Here is a 19,095-nt window from a genome sequence, read left to right as displayed (position 1 = left end):
TATATTAAAGAGGGATGCATTTATGCGTCCCTTTTTTTTTATATATTCGTACCAATTAGTGTCAATATCCTAAATTAAAAAACCAATTAAAGCAAGGGAAATTGCTGTCCGTAAATAAACAGATCATGAAGCATATTTTTAAGAGTCTCTATTTTCAAGTCATCGTTGGGATACTTGTGGGGATCATCTGTGGTATCTATTACCCTGACTTCGCTGTCAAGCTAAAACCATTGGGAGACGCTTTTATTAAACTGATCAAGATGGTTATTGCGCCATTGATTTTTAGTTCCATTGTGATCGGTATAGCTGGAATGCAGGATACGAAAAAAGTGGGAAAAATCGGCTTGACTTCCATTATCTATTTCGAGATCATGACCACGATTGCCCTGATTATCGGTCTGGTCTTTGTTAATTGGATACAGCCGGGGACCGGGATGAACGCCGATCCAGCGAGCCTTGATGTATCTTCGATATCCCATTACATCTCAGAATCCAAGAAACCACATGGTTTTATGGATTTTATCATCGGGATCATTCCAGATAATGTGATTGCTGCGGTAGCTTCGGACAACATGTTGCAGGTACTCGTTTTTGCCGTACTATTTGGGATCGGTATGACAAAAATCGGGCAGAAAGCTTCCGAGCCGGTCCTCCATGTATTGCAATCTTTTCTGAAGGTGCTCTTCTCCATTATCAAAATGATCATGTACCTGGCGCCAATCGGTGCAATGGGAGCAATGGGTTTTACAATCGGTAAGTTTGGGATCCAGGCCTTATCCAAACTCGGTATGTTGATGTTGAGCTTCTACCTAACCTGTTTTATTTTCGTGGTCATCGTGATTGGAGCGGTATTGTATTTTTATCTCAAGGTGAATGTTTTTAAGTTTTTAAAATACATCAAGGAAGAAATTCTGATTGTATTGGGGACTTCCTCTTCAGAGTCCGCATTGCCTGGAATTATGCAGAAAATGGAAGATGCGGGTTGTGCCAAGCCTGTTGTGGGTTTAGTTATCCCCACGGGCTATTCTTTCAATCTGGATGGGACAAGTATCTATCTGACCATGGCAGCGGTTTTTATTTCGCAGGCCCTCAATATGCATCTCAGCCTGGAGCAGGAAATTACCTTATTGCTGGTGTTGTTATTGACCTCTAAAGGTGCTGCAGGTGTAACAGGAAGTGGTTTCGTTACCCTCGCTGCGACCTTGCCTGTTGTTGGCCATGTACCGGTGGAATCAGTCGCTTTGATCTTTGGTGTGGATCGTTTTATGAGTGAAGCAAGGGCGATAACCAATTTGATCGGAAATTCAGCCGCAACGCTGGTCATTTCAAAATATGAAAATAGTTTGGACGAGGATCTTTTGCATGAAAAGCTGGGATCTAAACGCGTATAATCGGTGAGCGGAATAGGTATAGATTGTATAACAAAGGTGCTATCCAAATTCTTTGGATAGCACCTTTAATTCAAAACCCTTCGGTATGTGTTAATTCTCTTTTTTGGTATTTTCTATATCTTGAGCCAGATCGATGGCACCCATTACTTTTTCTTCCAATAGCGCGAGCTTGATCACCTGCGACATTTCAGTCACATAGTGGAACTGCATATCTTTGATATAATCTTCCTTGATCTCCAGGATGTCTTTTTCATTGGATTTACAGAGAATAATATCTTTGATGTTCGCGCGTTTTGCAGCAAGAATTTTCTCCTTTATACCGCCAACAGGCAATACTTTTCCGCGTAACGTAATTTCACCTGTCATGGCTAGTTTTTCCTTCACTTTACGTTGGGTAAACAGCGATGTCAGTGCGGTGAGCATCGTTATACCAGCTGAAGGGCCATCTTTTGGAATAGCACCTGCTGGAACGTGAATATGGATATCCCAATGGTCGAAAACACGATAGTTAATGCCGAAATCCGAAGCGTGGGCTTTCAGGTAGGCTAGTGCAATCGACGCAGATTCTTTCATGACATCACCCAAATTACCGGTCAGGCTCAAACGTCCTTTTCCTGGGCTCAGTGAAGATTCTATAAATAAGATATCACCACCTACGGAAGTCCAGGCCAAGCCTGTTACGACACCGGCGACATTGTTATTTTCGTAGATGTCCTTATCAAATATTGGGGCACCTAGGATATCAAGTAGATCTTGTTCGTTTATACTTGGACTGTAATCCTTTTCCATGACAATACGTGTTGCAATACCACGTACGACAGAGCCGATCTTTTTTTCTAATCCGCGGACGCCAGATTCACGTGTGTAATCCTCAATAATCTGTTCGATGATCTTCGCTTTTAACGAGACATCTTTGGATGCCATTCCATGCATTTCGCGTTGTTTTGGCAAAAGGTGTTTTTTCGCGATTTCGATTTTTTCCTCGATGGTATAACCATTCACTTCGATAATTTCCATCCGATCCAATAGCGCAGGTTGAATAGAACTCAAAGAATTGGCTGTCGCGATAAACATCACTTTGGAAAGGTCAAACTCCATTTCCACATAATGGTCATAGAAATGTGTGTTTTGTTCTGGATCCAATACCTCCAATAAGGCCGACGAAGGATCTCCTTTGAAATCTGCGCTCATTTTATCGATTTCGTCCAGAATAAAAACCGGATTTGCTGCCCCTGCTTTTTTCAAGGACTGAATGATACGGCCCGGCATTGCGCCGATATAGGTTTTGCGGTGTCCTCTGATTTCTGCTTCATCGCGTACACCACCCAAAGCCATACGGGTATATTTGCGTCCTAAAGCTTTGGCAATGGATCTTCCCAAGGAGGTTTTACCCACTCCCGGAGGGCCTACCAAACAAAGAATAGGTGCTTTCATATCATTTTTTAATTTCAATACCGCAAGGTATTCAATGATACGTTTTTTTACTTTCTCGAGTCCGTAATGATCTTTGTCGAGCACTTTTTGTGCTTTGTTTAGATCAAAATTGTCTTTTGTTGTTTCATTCCAAGGTAGATCTAGCAAAAGCTCAAGGTAATTGAGCTGTACCGAATAATCTGCAGCAGCAGGATTGATCCGCGATAGCTTTTCGAGTTCCTTTGTGAAATGTTTTTCGACATCAACACTCCATTTCTTTTTCTTACCCCGTTTTTTAAGCTCTTCCAGCTCAAGATCGGGCGTATTGCCACCCAGCTCTTCCTGAATTGTTTTGAGCTGTTGGTTCAGGAAATAGTCACGTTGTTGTTTGTCAAGGTCGACACGTACTTTATTCTGAATCTGGTGCTTTAGTTCCAACATCTGGATTTCTGTCGTCAGCAGTTCCAATAAAAGTTTGGCACGGTTCTCCACTTTGGGTATCTGAAGCAGTTCCTGTTTTCTGATCATTTCGACATTGATATTCGACGAAATGAAGTTGATCAGAAACGAGGGACTTTCAATATTTTTGATGGCTATACCAGCTTCACTAGGTAAGTTTGGCGAAAGTTGGATGATCTGCAGCGCCATTTCTTTTAAAGTAGAAATTGTCGCTTTAAAGTGCTTGGTCATCTTCGGTTTCGCTTCGTTGAATTTCTCCACACGCGCCTTTAAATAAGGTTCGGTTTCGACAATTTCCAACAAGTTGAACCGTTGTTTTCCCTGGATAATGACGGTGGTATTACCATCAGGCATTTGGAGTACTTTAATGATATGAGCTACAGTGCCCACTTTATTTAGTTCTTCAAATCCTGGGTCCTCTACAGTCATATCCTTCTGAGAAACAACACCAATAGTTTTGCTGCCTTTATAAGCTTCTTTGACTAATTTGATGGATTTATCTCGACCTACGGTAATCGGAATGACAACACCGGGAAATAATACGGTATTACGTAAAGGCAAAATAGACAATGCTTCTGGAATTTCAGCATTCGCCATATTATCTTCATCCTCTTGTGTAAGTAAAGGGAAGAATTCGGTATCCTCTGCAACGATTGGAATTGCTTGACTGAAATCAAAAGTTTCGAATTTGCTCATAGTATTTATTTTGTGTATTTGGCAGTCGCTGACATGTTGACGGCTGACTTTCAAATTTTAAGCTTCTATTATTGTTTCCCCTATATTGCAAGGGAAGTGCCAATTGCTAAAAGTGAGCAAAATTACAAATCTATTTTCTAGAATAGGAAAAAAAGGCAGGTTAAATAAAATTTATCTGCCATTTGTTGGAGAAATAGGCATAATAATTGTAATATTGGAATGTGAAAGGGCACCGATGGCAGTTCTTGCGTTTAAAGAAATCAATCGGCGGTTTTTTCAAAAATGTAGAAACGATCACACGTGATCATTAAAGAGTGAATATAAACACGTAACTAGTTAGATATGAATTTAAAATCATTTAAATTGGGTTTGTTTACTGGGGTTTTTGCCTTAGTTGCTTTTAGCGCGAATGCACAACAACCAAAACAGGCTGAGCATAGCAACGCTAATGTGAGAATGGGGCAGAAAGCTCTTTTGGATGGTGATTTCAAGAATGCAGAGTCATACTTGACTAAAGCCCTCCCTCAGGAAGGGAAAGATCCGGACGTATTATATATGTTGGGATATTCTCAATTTCAAAATGGTGATTATAAAAAATCAGCGGAGACTTTTGGAAAAGTAGTTGCATTGAACGGTAAAAATGCAAATGCTTTATATTTCAAAGCGAAAGCAACAAACAACCTCGCTACTCAATCCACAAATAAGACATCTGTTGCCAACAAAGAGCAGTTGTTGAAAGTTGCTATTGAGGATTATTCAAAAGCAATTGCCATTACGCCTACTGATTCGAAATTCTATCAAAATAGAGCGATTGCGAATCGTGATTTAGGTATCTTGATCGGAACAGCGGGTACGCCGAATTACAATAAGGCAATGGCAACTGACGCTTATAACAATGCAATCAAGGATTATGAAAAAGTGTTGAGCTTTGATGCATCGAAAAAAGATATTCAAACAGAAATCAAAAAAGCGAAAGTATATAGAGATAACTTGAAATAGTATCGCTATAAAAGCATAGAAAAAGGGAATGCCAATGGTATTCCCTTTTTTTTGTGCTTATTAATTTTGTACCTATTGATTTTGTACCTATTGATTTTGTAACTATTGATTTGTGCCGGTTGAAATGTACTTATAGGAATGTAACGGTTGGTCACAAATGAGATCCAGTTTCATTTAGAGGGGTGAGTTTCGGCAGTTTTTCCTCGATAAATTTCAAACGAAATAAGCACTGAAACTGTTCTTTTCCTAAATCAAAATGAATATTATGGAAACGAATCGATTGTCAAAGGAAATGCAGGAAATTTTAATCAGTCAGATGACAAAAGAGGCTGAGGCTGCACAGATTTATTTGGCGTTGGGGGTATGGGCAGATGATCAGGGTTATGGCGGAATCGCCAATTTTCTGTATAGACATGCCCAGGAAGAGCGAAATCACATGACTAAAATTATGGGTTATATTCTGGAAAGAGGTGGACGCCCCAGAATACAGGCTATTGCAGCGCCCCCAGCTGACCCGCAATCGCTGACCGAATGCTTTAATCGCGTTTTTAAACATGAAGTAGATAATACCGAAGCGATCTATAACATTGTCAATTTAGCGTTGGCGGAGAAGGACTGGGCAACATGGAACTTTGCACAGTGGTTTGTTAAGGAACAGATCGAGGAAGAGAAGTTAGCATTGGAATTGATTGATAAGTTGAAAATCGCTGGTGGTGACCGAGCTTCAGATGAATCCTTGTTTGCGTTGGATTCCTCCCTTGAAGCCATGCCCGACGAAGTAGCCTTGGCAAGGGAAGCGACAGCAGATGACCCCAAATAATTATAAAATAAAAAAGCGGGATCTTCAAGATCCCGCTTTTTTATTTTGCCGTGTACTAATCTTAATTGATCTCACGATCATTTATTACCAGGCTTAATTTACTTTATGCTCAATGGCAGATATACACCGAAGGTGATGTTTCTACCCATATTGTAGACACCAAAGCTCGTGTCTTCCTGTGAAAGACGTCCTGGGCGCAATCGGCTCAGTGCATCGTAATAACGTTTGTTGGTCAAGTTTGAAGCTGCTGCAAATACTTTGAGCTGTTGCGAACCGAGATGTAATGTTGTACCGATCCCTGCGTTCAATAAGGAATACGAGTTTGCTGGGGTTTCGAAGGTTTCATCAATGCGGTTCTGTTTGAAATAATTGTCCAGACCCACAGAAACGTAGAAAGCATTCAAACCGTTAATCTTAGGCTCAAGCCGCAAGGTATTGTGTACAACACCAGCTGGAATCAATGCAAGCGGTCTGTTAAATGTATTGTTCTGTGCATGGGTATAGCTAAATGTATTATCCAGGTGTATCCAGTTCAACAAATGAAAATTTAGACTTCCTTCGACACCGTAAAGATTGGCGTTGACCTGGCCATAGCGGTATACGTCGTAGGTATGCGAATCACCATCTTCACCCACCACAGTTTTGGTATCGCCTTTTGTTGTTGAGGCATAGATAAAGTTGTGGATATAATTTTCATAGATTCCGATACTTCCTGTGACGATGCTATGTCCAAACTCCAGCGTTGCATCCGCTTGGTAACTTCGTTCAGGTTTCAGGGTTTCATTACCAACTTCATAGCGGTACGTTCCTTCGTGTACCCCGTTGGAACCTAATTCTGCCGGATTAGGCGCTCTAAAAGCCGAACCGGCATTTGCTTTGAAATTGAGGTCTTCGCTGAAAATATGGGTATATCCAAGTGCTCCGCTCACATTGCTGAAACTATTTTTAAAACCGGCGAACTGCTCTTCGTCTTCAATAAAGAGCTGTTTGCCTTTGTTGTTGACGTAGTCATAGCGTAATCCGACGTTAAAGGTATTTTCGCCCCAGGTTTTCTTTGCATATCCAAAGGCGCCCAATTCCAACTGATCATAGGCCGGAATTAAGAATTCAACACCTTTATTTAGACTATGCTCCTGGCTTGCACTAATGCCAAATACATGTTGCCAGCCATTTTTTTCACTCAACGAATATTTTGCGTCAAGTGAATATGTATTCAGATCAAAGAATAAGGAAGGCGTTGCTTCTTCAAGTTCCCGACGTTGATTTTTTTGATAGCCCAGATCAAGTTTTAAACTACCGGAACCGATGACAAAGTTATTGTTGAGAGCCAGTTTGTAATGACGGATGTCCTGCTTGGGGAAGTCCAAGGTACGGCTTTTTGAGTTGATGTAAAGCGGGTCACCAGGTTCGGCATCGTAAAAGCCGATATTATTTTTCAGGTACGAAAAATTCAGATGAGAGTAGCCCCATTGCTTGTTCAGCCCGAGCATACCACTAAAATTACTGGTATTAAAACCACTATTGCCATATCGGCCTGCTGGCGTATTGTACGAATAGGCATTTTGATAAGAACCACGACCACGCCATACAAAGCCATTTTCATTGCCGGTAAGCATAACCGAACTATTGGTTAATCCGTTGTTGGTGGAGTAGCTGCTCAGTACTTCACCTTTAATTTGCCCTGCTGTAGGAACATTTGGTTCAAGCACATTGATTACACCGCCGATAGCATCAGATCCGTACATCAAAGAGGCTGCACCACGTAGGACCTCCACACGATCCGGTTGATTTTGGTCGATCTCGATACCATGTTCGTCACCCCATTGCTGTCCCATCTGTTTAACACCATCACTCACGGTGACGACTCGATTATAACCGAGTCCCCGTATAACAGGTTTTGAAATACCTTGTCCTGTTGTGATCTGGCTTAGCCCGGGAACTTGTCGTGCTAGTGCATCAATCAGATTCGTTGCATTTCCCTGCAGTTCATCTTTGGAAATGACAGCTACTGAGGTACTGTTGCGACGGCTCTGTGAGGTGACCAATGTACCCGTAACGACGACTTCATTGGTTTCAATAATACTTTCTGTTAGGGCGAAATCAAGGGAAAGATTTTCCGAAGTGAGATCGACGGTCTTAACAACGGACTGATAGCCCAAGAAACGGACTTCAACCAAATAGCGTCCACTTGAAGGAAGTGATTTGAAGCTGTAGTGACCTTGCTGGTCTGATGCGGTGCTCGAACGAAGCTGTTGCAGCGCTATTGTAGCGCCAGCAATGGGAAGATTCGTTTTCGCATCCGTTATTTTACCGCTGATTGTTGCGGCGAGAGCTGGAAATATGGAGAAATAAGTGGCAAGCATAAAAATGCAGCCTATAATTTTAAGTTTCATCTGTACGAATAATTTTTACGTATATAACATCAAGCAAAACAGCAGCTCAATAACTCATCGTATGAATTCTTGAGACTGTCGAGTTCTAAAAACTTGTATGAAGTCGTTTGTCGCAATAATGAGAAGGGTATATGAATGACATTATCGGACTTATGTAAAAACTAAGCGATGGGGGGACCACGATTGCCAGAAAGCAGTGATCGAATAATTTGATCTCCGGTGATAAACAGTCCAAATTCAACCTGCTGTGTCGGAAGTATTAATTCGTGCAGCGTAAAATGGAAAAGAATTTGTGGGTGTGAGTTTTGATCACAAATGGAGCACTTGGGATGATCCGTGTGGTGTTTTTTTGCAGGACTGTCTACGATACTGAGTGTAGTTTGCGTATGCGCATGGGTATACACAATGAACTGACCAATTAAGAAGGTCAATAAGAGCATTAATGCTGCGAATTTGTTCAATGAGATACCTTTCACGCTAAAACCACTACGTTTAAACCCACGTTTTCTCTTGAGTTATTTTGTTAATCAGATCAAAGGTAAGGAAAATATAATACAAAGCAATTGTGTTGCATTTATTATTTTGAACCGATTATCGAAAAGATGTGATAGGGGATACCCGTCGGAACAAAAAAAAAAGTGTCTATCCAAAGATTAGATAGACACTTTGCATATGATCGATAAGGTTGTTTATTTTTTGGAAGGAATAAACTTGCCTTCAATTTCATATTGATTGGCATCCAAGCCTTGGACATCTTGAAATTTGACAATGCGATAAAGCGAGTCCGTATAATAGTCTAATTTTTCTTGACTATCGTATAAGGTATTTGTTATCTTTTTATCGATATGGATGTGTTTTACCTTTTCGTTGTTATCAAATTCGATGCGTAACTTTTGTATTTGTAGTTCTTTCTTTTTAGCTGTAAATTCTGTTACACAGTCTACAGCTTTAACTTCATACAGTGATGGATCGAAGTTTTTGCTGATGTCGGCAGCTTGAAAGGCGGAAAGTTCATTTTTCCAGTTGCTAATTTTCAGTTCCTTTTGTTCTTTTTCTCCATCTTTGTTGACAGATTTTAGAACCGAGGGGTTGAGTTGCTGCAGGCGATTGACCTCGGCAGTAAAGAATGAATCAACAGAAAATATGTCTGAAGATTTTTGAGGACCTTTTGTCGCGGATGGAGACCCACAGCTCCAAAAAAGCAGCGCACTGCCCATAACAAGGGAAAGTGCTCTGCCACTATTTATAAGTAAATTATTATTCTGATACCAATACATTTCCTGTCATTTCAACGGGGATATTGACGCCTAAAAGCTGTAAGACGGTTGGGGCAATATCACCTAATTTACCATCTGCTATTTTCTTATACTGATCGTCAATCAAGATACATGGAACCAAATTGGTTGTATGTGCCGTATTTGGCGATCCATCTTCATTGACCATAAACTCGGAGTTACCGTGGTCGGCCAAAATAATAAAGGAGTAACCATTTTTAAGGCCTGTCTCAACAACCGTTTTTGTACATTGATCAACAGTTTCCACTGCTTTTATAACAGCCTCAAAAACACCCGTGTGACCTACCATGTCAGGATTCGCAAAATTCAGGCAGATAAAATCAGGTTGAAGTGTTTCCATATCGTTGACGATAGCTTCAGTAATTCCTTGAGCAGACATCTCCGGTTGAAGATCGTAGGTCGCTACTTTTGGAGATGGAACCAACAGGCGGTTTTCACCTTCAAATTGCTGTTCACGACCTCCTGAAAAGAAAAATGTCACGTGCGGATATTTCTCTGTTTCGGCGATGCGCGTTTGCGTTTTATGATTTGCTTCCAACACTTCACCCAGGGTATTGGTCAAGTTATCTTTTTGGAAGACCACCCTGACATTTTGGAATGTTTCATCGTAAGATGTCATAGTCACATAATATAGATCCAAGGGTTGTAGATCATATTCTGGAAAAGCCTTTTGTGTTAAAGCGATGGTAATCTCGCGGCCACGATCTGTTCTGAAGTTATAACAGAAGACCACATCACCTTCTTGGATTGTTGCTACCGGAGTACCGTTGGCGTCAACCAATGCGATTGGTTTCACAAACTCATCGGTTACACCTTCGTCGTATGATTTTTGAATCGATGCAACAAGGTCATTGGATTTTTCACCTTCCGCTTTTACTAAAAGATCGTATGCTAATTTCACACGTTCCCATCTGTTGTCGCGGTCCATGGCATAATATCGGCCTATTGCAGAGGCAAAAGTGCCCGTTGTCGTTTTTAAATAGTCTTGTAGATCCCTGACATAGCCAATACCAGAGTTTGGATCTGTATCACGGCCATCTAAAAATGCATGTACAAATACCTGGTCACTTGTCAAGCCAGCATGTTTTGCAGCATCACATAAGCCTTTTAAGTGCTTTGTATGTGCGTGTACACCACCATCGGAAAGTAATCCGATTAAATGTACCTTTTTGTTATTTTCCAATGCATATTTAAATGCGTCTTGAATAATAGGATCCGTATTGAATACGCCATCGTTGACAGCTTTGTGAATACGACCCAATTCTTGATAGACGATTCTTCCGGCGCCAAGATTCATGTGACCAACCTCCGAGTTACCCATCTGTCCTGCAGGCAGTCCAACAGCTTCACCAGAAGCCTCTAAGCTCGAGTTTGGATAAGCTTCTAATAAATGATCTAAAAATGGGGTGTTTGCAGCTTCAACTGCATTTGATTTATCATGTTTTCCATATCCTAGTCCATCTAGGATCATGAGTGCAACTTTTTTCTTATTCATCGTATAACAAAGATAATCTTAATTTTAGAATCTATCAACGCATCTTAAAAAGTTCCCTTGTTAATCCGTAATAATTTTATAGGTTTGTGGCATAGGATATGTTCGGTTAAAAAACGGAGCTACCTAATGATTGATATGGATGATAGAAGCTGTTCTATAATATGTTGAGCTATATGAAATTTTTAAGCTATTGCGCATTTATACTTATTACTAGTCTTTTTGTACATACTGCGGCCTTCGGGCATTATTTAAGAGAAGTAAATCCAGTGGTAAAGGTAGCTTTGTCAGGTGATGATGATTCTTTAGAAAGTATTTCAGAGGAACTGAAATCGTATTTGAAAGAAGGTAATGCAAAAAATATGGCCAAGTATTTCGGCTCAAACTTAACCTTATCTATTTTGGGGGAGAATGGCGTCTACACAAAGTATCAGTCAGAAATCATGTTGGCGGCATTTTTTAATCAGCATAAACCCAAGACTGTTAAATTGACGCAAGCCAGCAATGCGAACAATGGCTATCAATATTTTACATTTACATTAGCTACAGAACAAACAAACTATCGTGTCTTTATTAAGATCGGCGTAGGAAATAATAACCATTCGATTGAAGAGCTAAGAATCGACAAAAATTAAAGCTAGCGATGCTTTTTTTATAAATCTATTTTTCGATTAAAAAATTATTCCACATCTTAGCCCAATAAATAGTATTATGGAGAAGGAAATCAAGGACTTTTTGGCCCATTTTGTAAAACAGGCTGTCGCGGAGGATTTGGGCGATGGAGATCATACCTCACTTTCTACGATTGAAACTGGGGCACAAGGGGAAGCCAAATTGATTGTTAAGGATAATGGTATTTTGGCCGGAGTTGAAGTGGCGCAGGCGATTATTGCCTATATTGACGATACGTTGACCTGCGAGGTGTTTATCCACGATGGAAGTCAGGTTAAAGTAGGTGATATTGCTTTTTATGTGAGGGGAAATATCCAAAGTATTTTGCTGGCAGAGCGTTTGGTGCTGAATGTCATGCAGCGTATGAGTGGCATTGCGACAACTACCCGAAAATACGTAGACCTTCTCAAAGGTACAGGTACGAAAGTTTTGGATACCCGGAAAACCACACCCTTATTGCGTGTATTGGAGAAAGAAGCCGTTCGTATAGGAGGTGGGACCAATCATCGTTTTGGTCTTTTTGATATGATTTTAATTAAGGACAATCATGTGGACTATAGTGGCGGTATTGTACCGGCTCTAAAGCGCGCAAATGATTACAGAAAGAACCTAAATAAACCAATAGAAATAGAAATTGAAGTCCGAAATTTTGCGGAGCTTGATGAAGTTCTTAACTTTGGCGAAGTGGACCGAATCATGTTAGATAATTTTTCGCCGCAGGATGTAGCCAAAGCTGTTCAGCTAATTGACCATCGATTCAAGACAGAGGCCTCTGGGGGAATAACTTTCGACACGATCCGATCGTATGCGGAGGCTGGGGTAGATTATATTTCAGTAGGCGCTATAACACATAGTGTAAAGAGCTTGGATCTTAGTCTGAAAGCCAAATTAATATAAGAACTGATTTAATTAATGATATCGATTTATTTAGTAACTGCAGTATTACTAGCTTATTTGTTTGGTTCCATACCTACAGCAGTTTGGTTGGGACAGGCATTTTATGGGGTAGATGTTCGTGAGTATGGTAGCGGTAATGCTGGGGCGACTAACACCTTTCGCGTATTGGGCCCTAAAGCGGGATCGATCGTGATGTTTGTAGATATATTTAAAGGCTGGACAGCAACAAACCTGGCTTATTTAATAGAACTGGGGCAAAATACCAGCGATGTCCAATTTGTCAACTTTCAGTTGGCACTTGGCGTTATTGCGGTATTAGGACATTTGTTTCCTGTATTTGCAGGGTTTAGAGGTGGAAAAGGGGTGGCAACCCTGTGTGGTATGATCCTCGCTATACATACACCTGCCGCTTTGGTCTGTGTTTCAGTGTTTATCATCATCCTGCTGACAACTCATTATGTTTCGCTCGGTTCCATTTCTGCAGGTTTTGCATTTCCTTTTAGTTTGGCCTTTATTTTTAAAACAACGATACCTTCTGTGCTGCTTTACGGAATAGCCATCTGTATTCTGTTGTTAATTACCCACCAAAAGAATATAGAGCGTTTGTTAAAGGGGCATGAATCCAAGATTTACCTCTTTAAGAAAAAGCCGAAGGAAAAAGAATAGGCACAATAATTGCATTCGCTACGATGGATTAATAAATTATTGTAAAATATCCATGTTGGATGCGCTGAAAAGCGATTATCTTTCGCTTCGAAACTCCATATGGCCCTTGAAATAAAATTTAAACTATGAACGGAATGTTTAAGTATTCAGCTATGGTATTAGCATGTGTAACACTGGCATCGGGGTTGTCGGGTTGTGCAACTTCTGCTGTTACCGGGAAAAAATATTTGAAATTGGTCAGTGCTGATCAAGTGAACCAACAAGCTGCATTGGCTTATAAAGATTTTTTATCGAAAAATAGCGCGAAAGTAGTAACCGGAACTGCAGATGCGGCGATGGTAAAACGTGTTGGTAACAAGCTTGCAACGGCGGTAAATCAGTATTTGCAGAGTACAGGTCGCGCAAATCAATTTAACTTCAATTGGGAGTTTAATCTGGTGAAGAGTGATGACGTGAATGCATGGTGTATGCCTGGGGGTAAAGTTGCGGTATATACCGGAATATTACCAGTAACACGTACAGAAGCGGGATTGGCAACAGTAATGGGACACGAGATAGCACACGCTATTGAAGAACACTCTGTGGCTCAGGCTTCGAATCAGATCGCTTTACAGCTGGGTGGACAAATTTTAGGTTCAGCTGCAGGCGTATCTGGAAACAGTACGCTTGGTGTTTTTAACAATCTTTATGGATTAGGAGGCAACTTGGCGCAACTGAAATTTTCGAGAAGCGACGAATCGGATGCGGATGCAGCGGGTTTGATTATTATGGCTTTGGCGGGTTACAATCCCAATGAAGCTGTAGATTTCTGGAAGCGTATGGCATCGGGTAGTCAAAAAGGGCAGCCTGAGTTTTTGAGTACCCACCCGAGTGATGAGCGACGGATTGCGGATATTCAGAAATTGATTCCAAACGCAATGAAATATTATAAAAAATAAACGATTGATAGGATACGAAAAGAGGAATTTGCGTGAGCAGATCCCTCTTTTTTTTGCATTATATTTTGATCAAGTTACACCCCGGCTAGCGCATCGCTAACGCCGAGCACTACACCGATAACCAATCCCATAAAATTAAAGGCTATGGTAATGATGACCATGATGCCAATAAATTTGTAATGTTTTTTTAACGCATCCAAGCAGAGCTCCAGCTGAATGGTGTCGCGGTTTTCAATAGCTTTTTTCGCTTTGGATCCGAAATTATAAAGGAAATAAATTGGAAGGCAGAAAAAAGCAAGAAATAAAAGATAAAGTACACCGAATGTGGATAAGGCCCCTGCTGTGACATATTCGTCGGCCCCGAGTGATAATGCACTGGCTCCGAAGATTAGGCTGACCATGGTTATGGCAGAAATGCCGATGAAAATAAAACAGACAATGGCCAAAAAATTGGCCCATTTGGCCGCTGAAGCCAAGAAGGAGAGTCCTGCCGGAGACAATTTAATGTCTGCAGGTTCTTGAAAAGAAGAATTTTGAATACCGTCTTCCATGAAGCATAAATCATTAGGTGTGCGAATTTCTGAAAAGTTCTTGGCTTTTGAAACATTTTTTATATAAACCATCAGGCCTATAGAATCGTTTAGATTTTTTTGGTCAGAATAAGTTACAGTGGCTCAAATTCGACAAGAAACTGAGTTGTTTAATAAAAGTCTCGATTGACAGGAAATTAGTTAAAAATTTTCAAAAAGTTAAATTCCGATTGGAAGAATGTTGTTACAAAAAAAAAATCCAGAATTGATGTGGAAAACTATTTTTGATCCGATAATTAGAATGTAAATGCTGGTTTAAAACATCTTACAACGTTTTTTGTCGTGATAAATTATAGGTTGATGTCTGATTTTTGGTGTGGATTTCATGAAATGGGTGTGGTTTAGTGTGTTAAGTTTATATTAAGTCCTTTGTAATTTGAAATCTCTTAGTAATTTTGCTTAACATTTTTTAACAAATCACATTATATGAAAAGATCTTTACTCTTTTTCGCTCTTGTTATGGCTAGTTATGGTGCTGTACAAGCTCAGGTTACGACAAGTAGCGTTACAGGTATTGTAAAAGAGTCAAACGGACAGTTCACATCGGGAGCAACAATTAAAGCTACGCATGTCCCATCAGGAACAGTTTATTCAAGCTCGGCTAATGCTGCAGGCAGGTTTAACCTTGCCAATATGCGTGTTGGTGGACCTTACAGAATTGAAGTAACCTATGTAGGACAACAACCTATCGTGTATGAAGATGTTTATTTGCAATTAGGTGAACCATTCGTAGTAAATCCTGTTTTCGGCGATTCAGCGACTAATCTTGAAGAAGTAGTTGTTACAAGAGCTGGAGTTTTAAAAGGAGAGCGAAATGGAGCATCTACCATTGTTGGGCGTCGTCAGATCGAAAATTTGCCTACAATTACTAGAAGTGTAAATGATTTAACCCGTTTAACTCCCCAATCTAACGGTACTGCTATTGGTGGGGGAAATTACCGTGCCAATAATTTCACTGTTGACGGAGCGAATTTCAATAACCAATTTGGTATTGGCCAAAATATTCCAGCAAATGGATCTCCAATTTCTATTGACGCGATAGAGCAGATCTCAGTGAATGTAACTCCTTTTGATGTTCGCCAATCAGGTTTTACAGGAGCGTCTATTAATGCTGTAACACGTTCTGGTCGTAACGATTTCTTTGGCTCAGCTTTTTATAGTGGTCGTTCTGATAAACAACAAGGAACTCGTGTAAATGATGTGGTGTTTACACCTAATGATCTAAGTGTAAAACAGTATGGTGTAAGTTTAGGTGGTCCAATTATTAAAAACAAGTTATTCTTCTTTGTGAATGTTGAACAATTGAAGCAAACTGAACCAGGGCCGACCAAAGTTGCTTCTGTAAAAGAATCTGACTATGGAACTACAAGTTATTTTGCAAGACCTACAGTTGCTTTTATGGATGAAGTGAGCAATTATTTGAAAAATACTTACGGTTATGATCCTGGTGCTTACCAAGGATATTCTTCGAAAAGTAATAATGATAAGATTTTTGCTCGTATCGACTGGAACATTGCTGATAATCACAAAATCAATTTTAGATACAACCAAGTTAAAGGGAAATCTCCTTCTAATTTGAGTTCTTCATTTAGTGGTTCTAATATTGATACAAAAGTGTATCCAATGAGTAGAACTGGAAATAATGCTTTAAGTTTTCAAAACTCGAATTATTTTCAAGAAACAAACTTATATTCCGCGACAGCCGAATATAATGGAAAGATTGGTAATTTGAATCATTCTGCCCGTCTATCTTATGTAAATCAAGATGAGCCGCGAAGTGTCTCTGGAGATATATTTCCTTTAGTTGACATACGTGATGGTATTGCTGGTACAGGTGGTAACGTACTTACCTCTTTTGGAACAGATCCGTTTACGTACGGAAACCTTCGCTCGGTCAAAACTTGGACTGCAAATTATGACGCTAACTATACCTTGAACGATCATTATTTTACTGGAGGTCTTCAGTTTGAGACATCTCGGACAGTAAATGGGTTTCAACGTTTCGGAGCAGGGTATTATATGTATAATTCTTGGCAAGACTTTATTGGGGGTAAACCTGCTGTAAATTATGCGTTGACTTATCCATTAACTGCAGATGGTTCGCAAGCTATGCCAAGCTTCAAGTTTAACCAGTGGTCACTTTATCTACAAGATCAGTTTACAGTAAATGAAAAACTGAAATTAACGGGGGGAGTGCGTTTAGAACTTCCAACGTATCCAGATGTTTCAGAAATGAAAACTCACCCACTGTTGCAGAGCTTAGAATTTGCTAACGGACTTCATCTAAATACAGGTGCGATGCCTAAAACAAGAGTAATGGTATCTCCGCGTTTTGGATTTAATTATGATGTTAATGGTGATCGTTCATTTATTGTTCGTGGAGGTACAGGAGTATTTACTGGTCGAATTCCTTTTGTTTGGATCGTTGCTCAATCAGGAGATTCCGGTATGCTTCAATATACAAAGACTTATGCTGCAGGTGATGCTAATATGCCTGTATTTAGCCCAGATATTAAAGCGAATTACCCAGCTAAACCTGATGCTGCTGGTACTTCATTGCCTGGTAACATGTCAGCGATGGATGTTAACCTTAAATTTCCTTCAACCTGGAAATCAAGTGTCGCAGTTGATTACAAACTACCTTGGGGAATGGTCGGTACAGTAGAAGCTATCTATAATAAAGATATCAATGCTGTAGTTGCAAAAAATGTAAACTTGGTTGATCCGACGGCAATGAATATCGCTGGATATGGAGATACTAGATTTATTTTCCCGAATGCAAACGCAGATAAATACCTATATACAATTGACTCAAAAGGACAACCTGTTAAAGGATCTTCAGGACAGTTTATTCCAACGTACATGACCAATGCGAAAGGTGGACATTATTATTCGGTAACTGCTCAATTGCAAAAAGGCTTCGATAAAGGATTTTCCGGAATGGTTGCATACACTTATAGTGGAGCTAAAAATTACGGTGATGGAGCTGGAGATCAAATTCAAAACCTATGGTCTATTCCTCTTCAAGCAAACGGTAACTCCAATAATCCCGAACTGGGATATACTACCAATATTGTTCCTCATCGTTTAATGGGATCTGTGACTTACACCAACAATTGGATTGGTAAATTGAACACTTCGATGACATTATTCTATAGTGGAAGCTCAATGGGTAGATTCTCTTACTATTATGGTTCTGATTTTAATCGTGATGGTCAAAATAATGACTTAATCTACATCCCGAAAGATGCTTCAGAATTGAAATTTATTGATATAGCGGCTGGTAACAGTAACTATGGTAAGAAAGCATACACTGCGCAGGAGCAATCCGACATATTTTGGAGCTTAGTGGATGGCGATAAGTACCTTAGCGAGCACAAAGGAAAGTATGTTGAACGTAATGGCGCTGTTGCACCATGGAGACACCAGTTTGACTTCCATTTGTCACAAGAAGTATTTAGAGGAATCGGTGGCGGAAATAATTCATTAGAATTCTTCTGGGATGTGATGAATATTGGTAACCTATTTAATTCTTCTTGGGGTACTTATAAAATTAATAACAATATTTTATTGACTCCAAAAAATATTGATAAAGTAGCAGCAAATGGCACTACAGTTCCAACATTTAACTTGGGCTATGCAAATGGCGATGTAATAAAAGAGTTGAATCGACCGAACGAATCGATCTCTTCAACTTATTATATGCAGTTTGGTGTTAAATTTAAATTTAACTAGGAATAATATATAGTAAATTAATCTACGACACCCCAAAAGCTTGATGATAGCTTTTGGGGTGTTTTTTTTCGATTGCAAAAAGTGCTCGAATTAGGGGGGTATTGCAAATTAAAACTTAAACAAATATTATCAGTCCATTAGAACTAAAAAATTCTTCAATGTTTAGAAATTGCTCATACTATAATTTACAACGGAGGTTTTGATTTATATTATCAAGAGCAACTTTAACAAAGTTTTGTTTTGTCGCAAATAAAGTTCTTTTACGATCACTCTAATTTTCGATCTTTCCGATTATTTGATCAAATGTGTTACCGAATTACTCACATTTACATTGATATATATTTATGGATTATAATATGAAATAAAACAAAAAAACCGCAAATCCATAGAATTTGCGGGTTTCTGATAACACTTAGTGTTAGTGTTGTCGGGGTGGCAGGATTTTCCACCACTCCCCTAAATCGTTGATTATATTATTGTTAGCAAGTAACCTATCAAGAGAGGTAACCGAATAGGTCTCCTTTAATATGTCCTACTTTGTAGGCTTTTGAGTTCTCTTGATAGAACCTTTTCCAATCAGTCAATGTACTTTGTTATCATGAAGATACAAAACTTCCCCGATAATAACAATCCTTTTTT

At 39.7% G+C, this 19,095-nt stretch carries 14 protein-coding genes; 8 read left to right on the top strand and 6 right to left on the bottom strand.

The features are described from left to right. Positions 1–125: 125 nt before the first annotated feature. The gene (dctA, locus tag B3297_RS12125) at positions 126–1,391 is read left to right on the top strand and encodes a C4-dicarboxylate transporter DctA (protein WP_115047427.1); all 1,266 of its coding nucleotides are present in this window, start codon (positions 126–128) and stop codon (positions 1,389–1,391) included. A 90-nt stretch (positions 1,392–1,481) separates the two neighbouring features. On the opposite strand, the gene lon is transcribed toward dctA, so the two are convergent. Continuing rightward, the gene (gene lon / locus B3297_RS12120) at positions 1,482–3,959 is read right to left on the bottom strand and encodes an endopeptidase La (RefSeq protein ID WP_112375769.1); all 2,478 of its coding nucleotides are present in this window, start codon (positions 3,957–3,959) and stop codon (positions 1,482–1,484) included. Between the two features lie 342 nt (positions 3,960–4,301). Here lon and B3297_RS12115 point away from each other — a divergent pair, with 342 nt between their 5' ends. Beyond that, positions 4,302–4,958, top strand: a complete 657-nt coding sequence (locus B3297_RS12115; RefSeq protein WP_112375771.1) for a tetratricopeptide repeat protein — start codon at positions 4,302–4,304, stop codon at positions 4,956–4,958. A gap of 265 nt (positions 4,959–5,223) precedes the next feature. Beyond that, positions 5,224–5,778 carry a ferritin gene (locus B3297_RS12110; RefSeq protein WP_112376530.1) on the top strand — a complete coding sequence of 185 codons (555 nt, stop codon included), beginning with the start codon at positions 5,224–5,226 and terminating at the stop codon, positions 5,776–5,778. Positions 5,779–5,876: 98 nt separating this feature from the next. Here the strand turns inward: B3297_RS12110 and B3297_RS12105 are convergent, their stop codons facing one another. The 4 genes from B3297_RS12105 to gpmI form a co-directional block, all read right to left on the bottom strand. Next, complete coding sequence (locus tag B3297_RS12105) at positions 5,877–8,171, bottom strand: TonB-dependent receptor (RefSeq protein ID WP_236586004.1); 2,295 nt, start codon at positions 8,169–8,171, stop codon at positions 5,877–5,879. Between the two features lie 161 nt (positions 8,172–8,332). Further along, complete coding sequence (locus B3297_RS12100; RefSeq protein ID WP_201638742.1) at positions 8,333–8,632, bottom strand: hypothetical protein; 300 nt, start codon at positions 8,630–8,632, stop codon at positions 8,333–8,335. 228 nt (positions 8,633–8,860) lie between these two features. After that, complete coding sequence (locus B3297_RS12095; RefSeq protein ID WP_115047437.1) at positions 8,861–9,448, bottom strand: hypothetical protein; 588 nt, start codon at positions 9,446–9,448, stop codon at positions 8,861–8,863. Beyond that, positions 9,429–10,961 (bottom strand): 2,3-bisphosphoglycerate-independent phosphoglycerate mutase, encoded by a 1,533-nt coding sequence (gene gpmI, locus B3297_RS12090; protein WP_112375774.1) that lies wholly within the window; start codon positions 10,959–10,961, stop codon positions 9,429–9,431. The genes B3297_RS12095 and gpmI overlap by 20 nt, the downstream gene beginning before the upstream one ends. 173 nt (positions 10,962–11,134) lie before the next feature. Between gpmI and B3297_RS12085 the strand changes: the two genes are divergently transcribed. The 4 genes from B3297_RS12085 to B3297_RS12070 all read left to right on the top strand — a co-directional run bounded on the left by B3297_RS12085 (position 11,135) and on the right by B3297_RS12070 (position 14,131). Continuing rightward, positions 11,135–11,593: a DUF4783 domain-containing protein gene (locus B3297_RS12085; protein WP_167450450.1), complete on the top strand. Its 459-nt coding sequence runs from the start codon at positions 11,135–11,137 to the stop codon at positions 11,591–11,593. A gap of 76 nt (positions 11,594–11,669) precedes the next feature. Further along, positions 11,670–12,527, top strand: coding sequence for a carboxylating nicotinate-nucleotide diphosphorylase (nadC, locus tag B3297_RS12080; protein ID WP_286778944.1), 858 nt, complete (start codon positions 11,670–11,672; stop codon positions 12,525–12,527). Between the two features lie 15 nt (positions 12,528–12,542). Further along, complete coding sequence (plsY, locus tag B3297_RS12075; RefSeq protein WP_075993893.1) at positions 12,543–13,193, top strand: glycerol-3-phosphate 1-O-acyltransferase PlsY; 651 nt, start codon at positions 12,543–12,545, stop codon at positions 13,191–13,193. Positions 13,194–13,318: 125 nt separating this feature from the next. After that, on the top strand, positions 13,319–14,131 hold the full coding sequence (locus tag B3297_RS12070; protein ID WP_112375777.1) for a M48 family metallopeptidase: 813 nt from the start codon (positions 13,319–13,321) through the stop codon (positions 14,129–14,131). A 74-nt stretch (positions 14,132–14,205) separates the two neighbouring features. On the opposite strand, the gene B3297_RS12065 is transcribed toward B3297_RS12070, so the two are convergent. After that, entirely contained in the window at positions 14,206–14,682 is a 477-nt protein-coding gene (locus tag B3297_RS12065; protein ID WP_070563649.1) for a hypothetical protein, read from the bottom strand. 465 nt (positions 14,683–15,147) lie between these two features. Between B3297_RS12065 and B3297_RS12060 the strand changes: the two genes are divergently transcribed. Further along, entirely contained in the window at positions 15,148–18,456 is a 3,309-nt protein-coding gene (locus B3297_RS12060; protein WP_159333232.1) for a TonB-dependent receptor, read from the top strand. Positions 18,457–19,095: the final 639 nt, after the last annotated feature.

It is taken from the genome of Sphingobacterium sp. UBA3519 (assembly GCF_002377215.1).
Classification (GTDB): Bacteria; Bacteroidota; Bacteroidia; order Sphingobacteriales; family Sphingobacteriaceae; genus Sphingobacterium; species Sphingobacterium multivorum.
This window is presented reverse-complemented; position numbering and strand designations above follow the sequence as displayed.

Bases quoted from the DNA above. Each gene is read 5' to 3' on its own strand.
- dctA (WP_115047427.1), top strand. From the start codon at position 126: ATGAAGCATATTTTTAAGAGTCTCTATTTTCAAGTCATCGTTGGGATA.
- lon (WP_112375769.1), bottom strand. From the start codon at position 3,959: ATGAGCAAATTCGAAACTTTTGATTTCAGTCAAGCAATTCCAATCGTT.
- B3297_RS12115 (WP_112375771.1), top strand. From the start codon at position 4,302: ATGAATTTAAAATCATTTAAATTGGGTTTGTTTACTGGGGTTTTTGCC.
- B3297_RS12110 (WP_112376530.1), top strand. From the start codon at position 5,224: ATGGAAACGAATCGATTGTCAAAGGAAATGCAGGAAATTTTAATCAGT.
- B3297_RS12105 (WP_236586004.1), bottom strand. From the start codon at position 8,171: ATGAAACTTAAAATTATAGGCTGCATTTTTATGCTTGCCACTTATTTC.
- B3297_RS12095 (WP_115047437.1), bottom strand. From the start codon at position 9,448: ATGTATTGGTATCAGAATAATAATTTACTTATAAATAGTGGCAGAGCA.
- gpmI (WP_112375774.1), bottom strand. From the start codon at position 10,961: ATGAATAAGAAAAAAGTTGCACTCATGATCCTAGATGGACTAGGATAT.
- B3297_RS12085 (WP_167450450.1), top strand. From the start codon at position 11,135: ATGAAATTTTTAAGCTATTGCGCATTTATACTTATTACTAGTCTTTTT.
- nadC (WP_286778944.1), top strand. From the start codon at position 11,670: ATGGAGAAGGAAATCAAGGACTTTTTGGCCCATTTTGTAAAACAGGCT.
- plsY (WP_075993893.1), top strand. From the start codon at position 12,543: ATGATATCGATTTATTTAGTAACTGCAGTATTACTAGCTTATTTGTTT.
- B3297_RS12070 (WP_112375777.1), top strand. From the start codon at position 13,319: ATGAACGGAATGTTTAAGTATTCAGCTATGGTATTAGCATGTGTAACA.
- B3297_RS12065 (WP_070563649.1), bottom strand. From the start codon at position 14,682: ATGGAAGACGGTATTCAAAATTCTTCTTTTCAAGAACCTGCAGACATT.
- B3297_RS12060 (WP_159333232.1), top strand. From the start codon at position 15,148: ATGAAAAGATCTTTACTCTTTTTCGCTCTTGTTATGGCTAGTTATGGT.